The sequence below is a fragment of the Flavobacterium arcticum genome (assembly GCF_003344925.1).
Taxonomy (GTDB): Bacteria; Bacteroidota; Bacteroidia; order Flavobacteriales; family Flavobacteriaceae; genus Flavobacterium; species Flavobacterium arcticum.
On the sequence record NZ_CP031188.1, the window covers coordinates 1,362,733 to 1,376,850 of the forward strand.

The following is a 14,118-nucleotide window of genomic DNA, read 5'->3' on the forward strand; positions in this document are numbered from 1 at the left end:
AAGTAAGTAAACACTATGTACAAATATTTATAAAAGAACTTGTTAAGACTTAAAAAAATAAGAGAATTATATAAATAATAAAATATGAAAAAAATAATTATAACATCACTTTTACTTTGTGTATTTGGAGTTAAGGCACAGGTAAAGATTGGAGATAACCCCACATCTGTAGGCACAAGTTCTATCCTTGAACTTGAAAGTACCAATAAGGCACTTGTACTTACCAGAGTAGCAGATACATCAGAAATTACCTCACCAGTTAATGGTATGATGGTGTATGATTTATCTACAAACTGTATAAAAGCATATGAAAATGGTGCATGGTCTGCTTGTTTAAGTGCGGCATCAAATGCTCTTTCGCCTACCTCTAACGGTACTGCTGTGGTTGCTTCTTATGATTGTTCAGGTACTGCTACGGGTACAATGTCTGTAGGAAACGAAGTTTCCGGTGTTACACAGGTTATTACTGCTAACGTTACTTTAACAGGAAGCTACAACATATCGGCTACTTTTGGCGGTGTTACATTTTCTAATGCAGATGTTTTTACAGAAGTTGGAAACCAAGTAATAACGCTTACAGCAAGTGGCACACCTACCACAGCGGGTACAGGAACTTTTACTCTAAACACAGATCCAAACTGTAGCTTTTCTCGTTCAATTAGTGCTAATTATTCAACTACTGCTTGTAGTACTACTTATGGAAACTATCCAGCAACAGTTGATGTAGAAGGAACTAGTGTAACGGTTACCAAGACAGGAGACGGTCCTTCAGGGTCGATTAATAACACAACATGTGGTATGTCTATTACCGGTAGTGCTGTGGGATTTTCAGGATCAGAAAGCGCTACTTATACTTTAAGTTTACCCTTAAAAAATGTTCAAGTATATGGTTACAATAATGAAAGTGATGAAGGTAATGAAGGGTATACAGTTAGTGCTTCGTTAGCCGGAGCTCCTGTAGCAGTTCAGTTAAGTGCTATTGATGGTACTTGTCAGTCAGCATTTACCTCTACACAGTCTGGTAATTCAGCAAGTATCAGAAATACTAATTCAACAGATACTTCTTCATTAATTTTTAATGTCAGTTCTGCAGATGCCTATGATAAAATTATCATAAGCCGTGCAGCAGGAGGTTCGGCTGGTACCAATGGGTATGGTTTAATGTTTTGTAATGCTACTACAGCACCTAATAGTGCCTCAAACGGTACAGCAGTCATTTCATCATACAGTTGTTCTGTAGCTTCACAAGGAGCTTTGGCAGTTGATATTCCTGTGTCGTCAGATGTTCAACAAACTATTACTGCTAATGTTACTACTGCAGGTACTTATAATATTACAGCAACTGCAAATGGTGTAACTTTTTCAAAAAGCGGAACTTTTGCAGCTACTGGAGCACAAACAGTAGTACTTACAGCAACAGGTACTCCTACAGTAGCTGGCACAGGTACATTTGAATTAAATACTACTCCGAGCTGTAGTTTTGATCGAACCATTAGCGAATCGTTTAACACCACACTTTGCAGTACCGGCTATGGAAGTTACCCACAAACTGTGACTGTTAATGGGAGTAGTGTTACTGTTTCTAAAACAGGTGGGGGTGTTACAGGTGCAAATTACGATTCATGCGGTATTAATATTAGCGGTGAAAGGTTAACTGGATTTACCGGAACTCAAGGCGTTACTTATAGCTTTAGCTCGCCGCTAAAAAATGTACAGGTTTATGGTATGAGTAATGAAAGTGGTGAAGGTAATGAAGGGTATACAGTAACAGCTTCCTTAGGCGGATCGCCCGTAGCAGTACAATTGGTACCCTTTGCAGGAACCTGTAATTCTAATTTTACTTCTACACAGGATGGCAATTCAGCATCTATCAGAAATACGGGTTCGCCAAGTACTGTTAGTGTATTATTTAATATAAGCGCTTCTGGCCTCTATGATACATTAACAATATCCCGAATTGGAGATAGTGTTGGTAACCATGCCAATACTCATTCTTTACTGTTATGTAATGCCTCTACAACTCCATAAATAGAGTTTGTTGTGAATCTTAAAATAATGATAGAGGATCATCATTAAATAAAAGTACATTTTTTTTAGACAGAAGTAGCTTTAGGGTTACTTCTGTTTTTTTAAAGCTATATAGGCAGATAACCCCTCCACACTTAATTCATTTGACGGTTAAGTAAAATAATACAATCTTGCTGGATGTACTTTACATAGCTTGCTTCTTCTGATGTAATGAAGTTTTATGTTTGCTTGTTCAGGACGGAACATCGTAGTTAAAAAAATAAACAGCTAAGTATTACTGACTGTTATTTTTTTAGCTGTTTCATTAAATAATTATTACTGTATCGATTCTTTTTTATTTAATATACTTAGGTCTTGAAACTGCTTGGGAGACATTCCTATAGATTCTTTAAATTGCCTGTAAAATGTTGTATGATTGTTAAACCCTATTTCGCTTGAAATTTCTTTTAATGATTTATCTGAAAACAGAATTAGCTTTTTTGCATCTGCAATCCTATAGCTATTAATAAAGCCATTAAAATTTGTCTTAGCATATTTATTAATAGCTAATGAAAGATATTTACTATTTGTAGCCAGTAATTTACAAATTTCATTAACGCTTAGGTTTGGGTTTGTATAAAGCTTTTCATTTTCCATTAGATGCAATAAGTTGTTGTATATCTCTAAAAATTTGGTGTCCGAACTATCACTTGTATCTATCTTTGGGACCTGTATTTCTCTAACATTAGAAGAAAACAGTAATTGTATATATTTCTTTCTCTTTCTGCTGTTTGTAGCAATAATACCTACAATTATAAAAATGGTAAGAAGTATTATTATAAGTAGCCCTATTTGATATCTACTAATAGATAATTCCTTTTTTTTAATAAACAATTCCTTTTTATGTGCTTCTATTTTACCTTGCTGGCTTTCGTATTCATAAACTGCTTGTAGCTCTCTGTACTTATCTTTTGCTTGAGAAGTTTCTATTTTAGTATTATATTGCTCATACTCTTCTTTATTTTTTAAAAAGGCATCATAATTATTGGTTTTGGCATAAAAATCTGACCTTACACTATAATAATCATTGAGCCGATTGTCTGTAGAATTAACTTTATTAAAATACAGATATGCATTTTGCAAATATTTTTCAACATCTTTATATTCTTCTCTTGCTATTTTGTTAGTAGCCAAACGGGTATAAATTGTAGCGATTAATAAGTCATTATTACATTCTAAATCAAGTGCCTGATGTAAAAATTTATTAGACTCTTTTATTTTTTGCTGCTTAACATATAAATCTGACAATATCACCAATGTTTTTGCTTCATTTAATTTATGATCTAAAACTTCATAAAGCTGCAAAGCTGTTAAAGCCTCATTTTCGGCATCAATGTATTTGTTTTTTTTAAAATAAAAAAGAGATAAGTTATGATGACATAAGGCCATTTGCAAAGAATCGTTACTCTTTATAAAATATTTTAAAGCCGCTTTGGTTTGGCTTGTCGCTAATTTATGATTGTCAACTTTATGATTTATGAGCCCTAGATTAATCCATGATTCTGCCATAGAAACCGAATCTTTACTTTGCTCTGTTATTTTAAGTGATTTGTTATAATATTTAATAGATTTTCCGTATTGCCCCAACATTTCATAATTTACTGCAATATTATTGTAGCAACTTTCTTGAAATGGCTTAGACTTTTTTGAAAAAGCACTATTTAAGGCACGGAAATAATATTTATTTGACAAGTAGTAATTAGCCTTATAATAATATACCATACCCATTAAACTTAAAGATGTTGCAATAGGCATTTCCTTTTTAGAATCAATACTGGATTTTAGTAATTTTTCACCAATTATCTCGGCTTGATGTACGTCTTTAGTCAATAGTTTAAAAGCAGTATTATATTGTTCTTTTGGAGTAGACTGACTGTAACTTGTAGATAATTTTAAAAGGAAAAAAAAGTATAAAAAGTAAATTTTAAAGTTCATATGTACTATAAATTCATTTTATCGATAAATAATTAAACAAAATATCTAAAACAGATTTATCTCATTTACACCCATTTACATTATTTGTATTCATATATTCTAAAAGTGTAACCCCTGTTTTTACTGCGGTTACAAACATATAAATAAATTTGACACAAATCAGGGGTAGCGTTTTTAATATTAAATGATGGTCGGGCATCTCAAATAATTAGTTTAAAGTTTATTTTCTTAAACTAATTCCAAGCTTTAATGGTTTGCTAAGATAGCTTTGTCATCCTCTAAATTAACCAAGGCTATTTATGTAATCGATATTTTGCCCTGCTCTTTTTAAGATAGATTAAATAAATCAGTTCAATAATGTGTTTAATTTATTGCAGAGTGATTTCTAAATATACGCACAGGATCTTCATAATTTATAAAACATCATTAAAAATAAAATGACTCAGGATACCTATGTTTTTACAATATTAATTTGTTGTATTTATTCATTAACTATAATAATTGTAATATTCATTTATCTTACTAAAACCAAGGTAAAAAAAGCTATAAAACTTAATAAAGTGAACGATGAAATACCCTTGGAAAGTGAAATAGATAGCCTAAAAGAGCTTGTTTATTTAAAAAATAAGCAATTAATGTCCTCTTCTATAGAGTTAATGAATAAAGATGATAAATTAAAAGAAGTTATAAATAAGATAGATAATGAAAACTTTAAAAGATCTGAAATTAAATCAGCAATTGAAAAAATCATAAAAAGTAAAGACTATTGGAAGGAATTTAAAGTTCGTTTTAATGAAACACATCCTCAGTTTTGCAATAACTTACAACAGGCTTTTCCCATTTTAAACATTAATGATATCAATTTTTGCGCATTACTGAAAATGAAGCTTTCAAATAAAGAAATTGCAGAGTTATTACAAATATCCCATGAAAGTGTTATTTCAAAAAAATATAGACTCAAAAGAAAAATGGGGATTAATGATGAAAGAAAGATTGAAGATGTGTTAATTACCTATGCAACAAATAAAGATTTACTACCTATTAGTGATAGATAAACTAAATCATGGTTGAGTTTTAAGGCATGGCAAATACCCTATGGGAACTTTCCCTATCGCATCTGGTGGATTATGCAAATATAATGATACAGGTGTAGATTTAAGTACAGATTGGAAAAACAATGGTTATGATGATGCTGAATGGGCATTTGGTAATGCAATATTAGGATATGGAGACGGAATTGAGTCTACTACACTAGATTACGGAACTGATGCCGATAACAAATACCCTACTTATTACTTACGTCACATCTTTAATGTTGAAGACATAACTCAAATAGGTAGTTTAGTATTCAATACAATGAAAGATGATGGTGTGGTAGTATATGTAAATGGTGTTGAGGTGTTTAGAGATAATATACCTGACGGTGAAATTACCTATAACACGTATGCATCTAGTGCAATAGGTGGTGCAGATGAAGAAACTTGGGTAGAAGTAGTGACTGAAAACTTACTTCAAAACGGAGAAAATGTAATTGCAGTAGAACTACACCAAGGTTCGGCAAGTAGCTCTGATCTAAGATTTGATATGGAAGTTACTTATACACTTCCTGCACTAGAGGTTACAAATTATCCTGTAGCGAAAGATGAAGAATAGTATTTCCTTGATAACGGTAGTGACTTAGGTACTGAATGGTTGGCAACTGAGTATAACGTTATACCTTGGAACAGGGGTAATGCACCTTTCGGTTATGGTGACGTTGTTAATACTGAAATTTCTTATGGTCCAGATTCTAACAATAAATACATAACTTCTTATTTTGTTAAGGATATTAATGTTACAGTAAGTGAATTAACAAGTAATGTTGAGTTTGGTTTAAGGAGAGATGATGGTGCAGTAGTTTATGTAAACGGTACTGAGGTATTTAGACAAAATATGCCCGAAGGCGATGTTAATTATAACACATCGGCAGTAAACACTGTTGGTGGTATAGATGAGAATATTTATCACATTGCTCAAATATCAAGTACGGCATTTGTAGATGGTGTAAATAGAATAGCGGTAGAATTACACCAAGCTGGTGCAACAAGTTCTGATACACGATTTGATATGTATGTTAAGAATGTAGATGATCTTGGAATTGATTGTACAGAAGAGCACGTAGCTTGCTTTACATCTATAGCACCTACAGGACAAACTACTAACTTACTTATTCCTGAAGAGCACGATTTCCAGATGCTATTTAAAGAAGGCGATGCTTATATAACAGGAGATGGCACAGTGCCGGGTAATAACGACTTTACTGGTTATATAGCAATAGACGGAAGCAGTGAAGAAGGGTATCTTTCTGTTAATCACGAAAATACACCAGGTGGTGTATCTATAGTAGATATACATTTAAATACTGAAAATCAATTATGGGAAGTAGATGATAGCAAGCTTGTAGACTTGTATAACGAAGTCTTAGTTACAACAACTAGAAACTGTTCTGGTGGTATTACACCATGGGGAACTGTAGTAACTGCTGAGGAAACTATGAATACTGGAGACGTAAATAGCGATGGCTATCAAGATGTGGGGTGGTTAGTGGAAATAGATCCTGAAACTGCTGAAGTAGTAGATTATGATGGAGATTCTCAACCAGACAAACTTTGGGCTATGGGTAGAATGAACCATGAGAATGTAGTAGTTTCGCCAGACGGTACTACGGCTTATTATGGCGAAGATGGAGGAACACATTGTATGTACAAGTATGTAATGGATACCCCTGGTAATCTAAGTGCAGGTACTGTATATGTATTGAAATTAGAATTATCACTTTCGGGTAACGATCCAAGTTCTTCTACAGGAGAGTGGATAGAAGTTCCTAACGATACTCAGGAAGAAAGAAACAACTTAGGTACAGTAGCCTCTAATGTTGGAGGTACATCATTTAACGGTGTTGAAGATGTAGAAATAAGCCCTATAGATGGTAAAATATACTTTGCGGCTAAAGGTCTTGATAGAGTGTACAGGTTTGTTGACGAGGGGAATACATTTAGCGAGTTCGAAACTTTTGTAGGAGGTATGAGTTATAGTGTAACTACTGCTACAGGCGAACAAGTTGAGCCTTGGGGTAATGGTAATGATAACCTTACTTTTGACGATAAAGGGAACCTTTGGGTACTAGAAGATGGCGGAAACAACTATATATGGGTTGTAAGACCAGATCATACACAAAGTACTCCTAATGTAGAGCTATTTGCATCTATGCCAATAGGGTCAGAACCTACTGGATTAACATTTACACCTGATTTTAAGTATGGTTTCTTCTCTGTACAACATCCTAGCTCAAGCAATACTCCGCAAGAGGATGCAACAGGAGAGGAAGTTGTTTTTGATGCTTCTGCTTCTATAGTATTTGCATTAAAAGATAATATTGGAGCAGTACCTGCAGGTATATTTAACCCAGATACAGCACAAGCTGATATTACAGTATATCCTAACCCTACTACAGATGAGTTAAATATTCAGTTTAATTCAAGTTTAATGGGCGAAAACGTTACTGTTACAGTTTATGACATTCTTGGTCATGAGCTTACTAATGTAACTAACGCTATTGAGGGCGGATTACAAACCATTAAGTTAAATGTAAGTGCTTTTGCTAGTCAAAATCAAGTACTGGTACTTAACGTTAAAGTAGGACAAACTGTTCATCACTTTAAAGTTTTAACTAAGTAATTAGCTTTTATTTATACTACAGGAGCCGGCGTTTAGCCGGCTTCTGTTATTTAATTTTGTATTTGTGTATAAACAAACATTTATAATAATGAAAAGAGCTACTATAGCCGTTTTGCTTACTGTTTGTGCTATGTTATCATTACAGGCACAAAATGCCAATCCGTTAAAAGAAGATGTTTTAAACGATTTGTCTAAGGCACTATTAAAACCGAATGATGTTACACAACTTAGCCTGAGAGACCAGAGCTATTACTATATGCCAAAAGACATTTCTAAACTTAAAAACCTTGTTTTTTTAAACCTTATGGGTAATAATTTAGAAGATTGGGGAGCGAGTATTTTTAATCTGAATAAACTAGAAGTTTTAAATTTACAACAAAATGAATTACCCTACATATCAAAGGATATGTCTAAATTAAAAGAGCTTATTCGTTTAAATGTGTCAAGCAATAAACTGAAAGAAGTGCCAGAGGCTATAGGCGATTTAAAAGAGTTACGTTTTTTACATTTATCTTTTAATAATATAATTCAGGTAAACGCTTCAATATCAAAATGCCATAATTTAGAAAGTTTAGAGATTGATAACAACCAGTTAAGCTTTTTACCAAAAGAAATGGCTGAGCTAAAAAAGCTAAAAAACTTAAATTTAGGATACAACCAGTTTCATGAGTTTGAAACAACATGGTTTAGGCTAACTCAATTAGAGTCACTTAATCTGGAGAATAATAAATTAAAAAGAATACCAGTATCTATAAAAGAACTCAAAAGTTTAAAGACACTTATTTTAAGTGATAATGAATTAACTGAGTTACCTGATGAAATTACACAGCTTGATAAGCTGGAATTGTTGATCCTATCAAAAAATAAGATTAAAAATTTACCTCAAAATATAGCGGAGCTAAAAAGTTTAAGAACATTAATTTTAGTAGGAAACCCTATCTCAAAAGCTGAAAAAGAAGAAGTGAAAAAAGCATTGCCAGAATGTAAAATATATTGGTAGTTTGATGTTATCAAACTATTGATTTTTTCTGAAAAGCAAAACACTAGAACATTAATTTATTCTGGTTGTTCGTTTTTATTTATGTAAATATTCATTCATCGTTTGTAAAGAGATATTCATCTATGGTTTATTGCATATTGCCGATAAAAAATAATAATAAGATTGATGTATAGTAATTTTACCAATGTAATTAAATGAGGAACGATTACTCGTTAGTATTTAATTTTTTTATAAATGATTTTTTTATTGGTTAGGTGGATAACGCTTCGGGCAGCAATGTTCGGAGCGTTTCTTTTTTTGTTAGAAAAAAATAACATAGTCGATATTACCATTCGTCGACACTTTTGTGCATCTCGAGGTTGTTAATAGGAAGTGTCAGCGAATAAAATGTTAAAAAGATAGAGTAGTAACTATCTTTGAAGTATCAAAATGACAAAAAAACAGTTAAAAAGTAAATTATTGCAAAAGCTGTTAAAACATATAAATGTTTAGTGATGGCCCCCCATTATTTTATCACTAAACTCTTTTTTATTATTGCTAGTATGAAAACTGCCGAGTCCCCACTCGGCAGTTTTCGTTTGTATAACGATTGTTCTTTCACTCCTTATATTAGGACATCCTTTATGTTTATTGGTAATTAGAGATGTTTTGGTAATTTGATTAAGACAGTCTATAGGGAGTATGTGTTTTACCATTCGTCTATACTTATGCGCATTTCAGAGGTGTTAATAAGAGGTGTCGGCGAATAAAGTGTTAAAAGGGTAGAGTAGTAACTATCTTTGAAGTATCAAAATGACAAGAAAACAGTTAAAAAGTAAATTATTACAAAAACTGTTAAAATATATAAATGTTTAGTGATGGCCCCCCCCCCATTATTTTATCACTAAACTCTTTTTTATTATTGCTAGTATGAAAACTGCCGAGTCCCCACTCGGCAGTTTTCGTTTATATAACTATTGTTCTTTCATTTCTTCTATTAAAGAGTCTTCATACTTAGCTTTAAGAGGTATTATCTCTTTAGTTACTTTATTAGGCACAGTCATAGAGAGTACATAATGTTTTATTTTCCATCCATCACCTTCTTTCTCTAATACTCCAGAGCCTCGGCAAACCTTCATCCAGGTATCTAGTAACTCGTCAAACCAAGCTGTTTTCCCGTCTTCGCTAAAATAAATATTGCGTTCTAAGGTTTTAAAGTTCCATGCTTTGCCTTTATCAAAATGTGGTTTAGCAAAAACCGAAAAATCCTTTTTATTCCAATTTTCGGTAGCATCAGTACCCATAAAATAACCATCTTCGGCTATTTTATCAAAATAGCTATTATAGTCTGCATTTGCAGCAGCAGTGTGCCAATCGTTTAATAATGCATTAATAGTTTTTTTTTCAGTAGAGGTGTTAATAGATACTTCTTTATTTATAAATCCACCATAGGTAATAGTAGCAAAGGATAAAAAGAATAACAGTTTTTTCATTGGTATATAGTTTTGAGACTAATATACAAATAAGACGTCTATAATTTAGATTGTTAAAAACTGACCTATGAGTTACGAAAGCATTTCGCCGTGTTGCGAAATGTCTAGCCCTTGTTCTTCGGCTTCTTCTGAAACTCGTAACGGAATAAACAGATTTGTAAATTTATACAATAGCATTGCTCCAAAGAAAGAAAATGTTGCTACCAATATAAGTGCAAGCATATGATGCCCAAAAACACCCCAACCGCCATGTAGCAAACTCGCATTTTCGCCCTCGGCAAAAATAGCGGTAAGTATCATGCCCATAATACCGCCTACACCATGGCAAGCAAAAACGTCTAGCGTATCATCAATATGTTTCAGGCTTTTCCAGTTTACCATAACGTTAGATACTATGGCAGCAGCAAACCCGAAAAACATACTTTTTGGTACAGATATAAACCCCGCAGCAGGAGTAATTGCCACAAGCCCAACTACAGCGCCAATACACGCCCCCATTGCAGACACCTTACGACCGTTGAGCCTGTCGAAAAACACCCAAGTAAGCATAGCAGCAGCCGAAGCAATAGTGGTAGTAGCAAAAGCCATAGCACTAGTATGGTTAGCAGCCAGTGCCGAACCTGCATTAAAACCAAACCACCCAAACCATAGCATACCTGTACCCAGCAGTACAAATGGTATATTAGTGGGTATGTGTTCTACATTTTTACGCTTGCCCAGTACCAGTACGCCTGCAATAGCAGCAAAACCGGCACTCATGTGTACTACAGTACCACCAGCAAAATCTTTTATACCAAAGTAGCTGCCTAGCAACCCGTTAGGGTGCCAAACCATGTGACAAAGTGGTGCATAAATAAGTAAAGAGAAAAGACATATAAATAGAAGGAAAGATATAAACCTAATACGCTCGGCGAGTGCGCCTGTAATAATGGCGGGAGTAATTACAGCAAATTTCATCTGGAAGAGGGCAAAAAGTATAAACGGAATGGTACTCGCCATTTGTGAATGTGGGTGTTCGTCTACATAATTAAAAAAAGCAAAGTCAAACGGATTGCCTATAATTCCATATTCTACATCATTTATAGTAATACCTATAGGACTACCAAACGACAAGCTAAACCCTACTGTTACCCATAGCATACTGATAACGCCAAGACATATAAAACTCTTGAGCATGGTAGAGATAACATTCTTTTTGCCTACCATACCACCATAAAAAAACGAAAGTCCAGGGGTCATGAGCAACACGAGGCACGAAGCTGTGAGTAGCCATGCTACATCGGCGGGGACTATGGTATCGGTACTGTTAAACTCGCTGGAATCGGTTACCGTGGAATGTTCCCAAAATAACCCTGTTAAACATACTGCTGTGGTGATTAAAAAAGCAACGATCCATCTTTTTTCTATTTTCTTACACATAACCCCTATTTTTTATAGGGTTAAAAATATAAAATTATTTTTATAAAGACGTATGATGATTAAAAATTAGGGGGTGTGTTTGTTTTTGTCAAATATTTCATCACGATGATATTCTAAAAATAGCTTTGAGGGATAGTATTTAATCGGTTTTATTAATGTTGTATTTTCAATAGAGGCAAAATATTTACTATAATATTCGGTATTGCTTTTTTCTTTTAGTTTAGAGGATAATAATACTTTGTAATTATCAGAAAAACTTAAATAACCTTTATCAAAGGATCTGTCATATAAAGCTGAAAGACAAATACCGTTTTCTGGATTTAACCGCTCTTTTTCATTCTTAGACCATGGTATGATGTGGCTTGCATATAATAAGTCGGGAATATTGATACCTGTTATGGCGCATTTTGATCTATAATTTGTTAAAATTATTTCTCTAAATACCGATTGGTTTACTCGAGTTTTAACAGCTCTTATTTTTGTTTCGCCTTTTAAATCCTTAATGTCTGAAAACAGACTGTTATATTTATCTTCAAGTGTTATATTCTCTTTTTCGGCTAATATTCTTTCACTTTCAAAAATCAAATCTTCTTGATTATTAAAAAAATCATCCCAAATAGGTTGCACTTGTTTAATTCCGTTTCGAAGCCCTGTTACACCTCGTTGCTGATGATAAGGGTCTACACTTGCAAAATTCCCTAACCGCATACCCACGGCACTTGGAGTACGATCTATTATATTTGAAAGCTCAATAACTTTTGGATTGCCTTTATGTGTTTTGCTAAATTCAATTTTGAGATAAAGGTTAAAAGCTAATATTAATTCTTCTCGTGTCCAATTCTTTGACGCCATTAGGATTCAGTTTACATCAAATATAGATAATCATTAGGCAATTTTATAGTGTTTTTAATAATAGAGATAGATTGTTGTTTTGAGGTAGTCGAGAATTATATTTGTTATGGTAGTGCACAAGAGATTAATGATTTTAATACCTTTTTTAGCCTAAAAACTATTTTTCCATTATTTTTACCGCGCAGTACTACACTTTCTGTAAAAACACTTTAAAAAAACAAACACCTAAATAAAGCACTTGCTCTATGTTTAAATCCCGCTATATTAATTTTTTTGCATTTATTATTGTTTCTATTACAGCTGTAATATATTTAGTAAACTTCATGTTTGATGTAGTACCCGATAGTGTACTAACGTTCTTTCGTTGGGCATCTATATTTGGGTTAGTGTTATATGGTATTAAAAAGAGAAGTCTTACCACCTGGATATTAGTCTGTTTAGTTATAGGGGCTACCATAGGATATGATTTTCCTGATGTTGCTGTACACCTACGTGTACTGAGCAAGATATTTCTCAAGATGATAAAAACCATAGTAGGTCCGCTTATTTTTGCTACACTGGTCTATGGTATTGCAGGACACTCAGATATTAAGCAAGTAGGGCGTATGGGGTGGAAGTCCTTACTTTACTTTGAGGTAGTAACTACTATAGCTCTATTTATAGGTGTTGCAGCTATTAACCTGTTTCCTGTAGGTATGGGTATAGAGGCACCAGCAGCAATGCACGAACAAATTACGGCTGCCGAACCACAAACATGGCAACAAATAATATTGCATATATTCCCAGAAAACATAGCCAAATCTATGGCTGAGGGCGAAGTATTGCAAATAGTAGTGTTTAGTGTAATATTTGGGCTTGGTCTTATTATGGTTCCAAAAGACAAGCGTAAACCGATGGTTGACTTTACTCAAAGTTTATCGGAAGTAATGTTTAAATTTACGAATATCGTTATGTATTTTGCACCGATAGGTGTGGGAGCTGCAATGGCTTATACAGTAGGGCATATGGGGCTTTCTATATTAGAAAACCTTTTTGGCTTATTACTTTTACTTTATGGAGCATTAATAGTTTTTGCACTTTTGGTTTTACTGCCTATTGCATTAATTGCTCGTATACCGCTTATACCGTTTATAAAAGCTATAAAACAACCTGTATCTATAGCCTTTGCTACTACAAGTTCAGAAGCTGCATTGCCTCGTGCTATGGAGGCTATGGAGAGTATCGGTGTTCCGCGAAAGGTAGTGTCATTTGTAATGCCTATGGGGTATAGTTTTAACCTCGATGGGACTACACTATACTTATCTCTTGCTAGTATATTTGTGGCGCAAGCTGCGGGTATAGACCTTAGCCTTGGCGAACAACTTATAATGGTATTTACATTAATGGTAACCAGTAAGGGCGTGGCGGGTATTCCGCGTGCTTCGCTGGTAATACTTATGGGTACGGCAGCTTCGTTTAACTTGCCTATATGGCCTATTATGGCAATATTGGGTATAGATGAACTTATGGATATGGCACGTACCTCTATAAATGTTATTGGTAATTGTTTAGCTTCGGCATTTATTGCTAAGTGGGAAGGTGAGTTTGACCCGAATAAAGAAGGTGGTGATAAGGTTTTTGACGCCGAAATCCCTGAATAATATATGAAACCGCAAT

General features: G+C 33.9%; 11 protein-coding genes. 6 read left to right on the forward strand and 5 right to left on the reverse strand.

Annotated elements, in window-relative coordinates:
* The first annotated feature begins 84 nt into the window (after window positions 1-84).
* Complete coding sequence (locus tag DVK85_RS06220) at window positions 85-2,028, forward strand: hypothetical protein (protein WP_114677614.1); 1,944 nt, start codon at window positions 85-87, stop codon at window positions 2,026-2,028.
* Window positions 2,029-2,343: 315 nt separating this feature from the next.
* Here the strand turns inward: DVK85_RS06220 and DVK85_RS06225 are convergent, their stop codons facing one another.
* Window positions 2,344-4,002 carry a tetratricopeptide repeat protein gene (locus tag DVK85_RS06225; RefSeq protein WP_114677615.1) on the reverse strand — a complete coding sequence of 553 codons (1,659 nt, stop codon included), beginning with the start codon at window positions 4,000-4,002 and terminating at the stop codon, window positions 2,344-2,346.
* 560 nt (window positions 4,003-4,562) lie between these two features.
* Here DVK85_RS06225 and DVK85_RS06230 point away from each other — a divergent pair.
* From DVK85_RS06230 to DVK85_RS06245, 4 genes are all read left to right on the forward strand, one after another.
* A complete protein-coding gene (locus DVK85_RS06230; protein WP_162845304.1) occupies window positions 4,563-5,057 on the forward strand; it encodes a helix-turn-helix transcriptional regulator in 495 nt (164 codons plus the stop codon).
* 40 nt (window positions 5,058-5,097) lie between these two features.
* Window positions 5,098-5,655 (forward strand): hypothetical protein, encoded by a 558-nt coding sequence (locus DVK85_RS06235; protein WP_114677617.1) that lies wholly within the window; start codon window positions 5,098-5,100, stop codon window positions 5,653-5,655.
* Window positions 5,656-5,694: 39 nt separating this feature from the next.
* On the forward strand, window positions 5,695-7,719 hold the full coding sequence (locus DVK85_RS06240; protein ID WP_114677618.1) for an alkaline phosphatase PhoX: 2,025 nt from the start codon (window positions 5,695-5,697) through the stop codon (window positions 7,717-7,719).
* An 88-nt stretch (window positions 7,720-7,807) separates the two neighbouring features.
* Window positions 7,808-8,719: a leucine-rich repeat domain-containing protein gene (locus tag DVK85_RS06245; protein WP_114677619.1), complete on the forward strand. Its 912-nt coding sequence runs from the start codon at window positions 7,808-7,810 to the stop codon at window positions 8,717-8,719.
* 488 nt (window positions 8,720-9,207) lie between these two features.
* On the opposite strand, the gene DVK85_RS06250 is transcribed toward DVK85_RS06245, so the two are convergent.
* The 4 genes from DVK85_RS06250 to DVK85_RS06265 form a co-directional block, all read right to left on the reverse strand.
* Window positions 9,208-9,414, reverse strand: coding sequence for a hypothetical protein (locus DVK85_RS06250; RefSeq protein WP_114677620.1), 207 nt, complete (start codon window positions 9,412-9,414; stop codon window positions 9,208-9,210).
* A 258-nt stretch (window positions 9,415-9,672) separates the two neighbouring features.
* A complete protein-coding gene (locus DVK85_RS06255; RefSeq protein ID WP_114677621.1) occupies window positions 9,673-10,191 on the reverse strand; it encodes a nuclear transport factor 2 family protein in 519 nt (172 codons plus the stop codon).
* Window positions 10,192-10,263: 72 nt separating this feature from the next.
* Window positions 10,264-11,610 carry an ammonium transporter gene (locus DVK85_RS06260; RefSeq protein ID WP_114677622.1) on the reverse strand — a complete coding sequence of 449 codons (1,347 nt, stop codon included), beginning with the start codon at window positions 11,608-11,610 and terminating at the stop codon, window positions 10,264-10,266.
* A gap of 66 nt (window positions 11,611-11,676) precedes the next feature.
* Complete coding sequence (locus DVK85_RS06265) at window positions 11,677-12,462, reverse strand: HNH endonuclease (RefSeq protein WP_114677623.1); 786 nt, start codon at window positions 12,460-12,462, stop codon at window positions 11,677-11,679.
* Between the two features lie 245 nt (window positions 12,463-12,707).
* On the opposite strand from DVK85_RS06265, the gene DVK85_RS06270 reads away from it, so the two are divergent.
* On the forward strand, window positions 12,708-14,102 hold the full coding sequence (locus DVK85_RS06270; RefSeq protein ID WP_114677624.1) for a dicarboxylate/amino acid:cation symporter: 1,395 nt from the start codon (window positions 12,708-12,710) through the stop codon (window positions 14,100-14,102).
* The last annotated feature ends 16 nt before the right edge of the window (window positions 14,103-14,118 follow it).

Excerpts from the sequence above, each read along its gene's own strand:
- DVK85_RS06220 (WP_114677614.1), top strand. The coding sequence starts at position 85 with ATGAAAAAAATAATTATAACATCACTTTTACTTTGTGTATTTGGAGTT.
- DVK85_RS06225 (WP_114677615.1), bottom strand. The coding sequence starts at position 4,002 with ATGAACTTTAAAATTTACTTTTTATACTTTTTTTTCCTTTTAAAATTA.
- DVK85_RS06235 (WP_114677617.1), top strand. The coding sequence starts at position 5,098 with ATGGGAACTTTCCCTATCGCATCTGGTGGATTATGCAAATATAATGAT.
- DVK85_RS06245 (WP_114677619.1), top strand. The coding sequence starts at position 7,808 with ATGAAAAGAGCTACTATAGCCGTTTTGCTTACTGTTTGTGCTATGTTA.
- DVK85_RS06250 (WP_114677620.1), bottom strand. The coding sequence starts at position 9,414 with ATGGTAAAACACATACTCCCTATAGACTGTCTTAATCAAATTACCAAA.
- DVK85_RS06255 (WP_114677621.1), bottom strand. The coding sequence starts at position 10,191 with ATGAAAAAACTGTTATTCTTTTTATCCTTTGCTACTATTACCTATGGT.
- DVK85_RS06260 (WP_114677622.1), bottom strand. The coding sequence starts at position 11,610 with ATGTGTAAGAAAATAGAAAAAAGATGGATCGTTGCTTTTTTAATCACC.
- DVK85_RS06265 (WP_114677623.1), bottom strand. The coding sequence starts at position 12,462 with ATGGCGTCAAAGAATTGGACACGAGAAGAATTAATATTAGCTTTTAAC.
- DVK85_RS06270 (WP_114677624.1), top strand. The coding sequence starts at position 12,708 with ATGTTTAAATCCCGCTATATTAATTTTTTTGCATTTATTATTGTTTCT.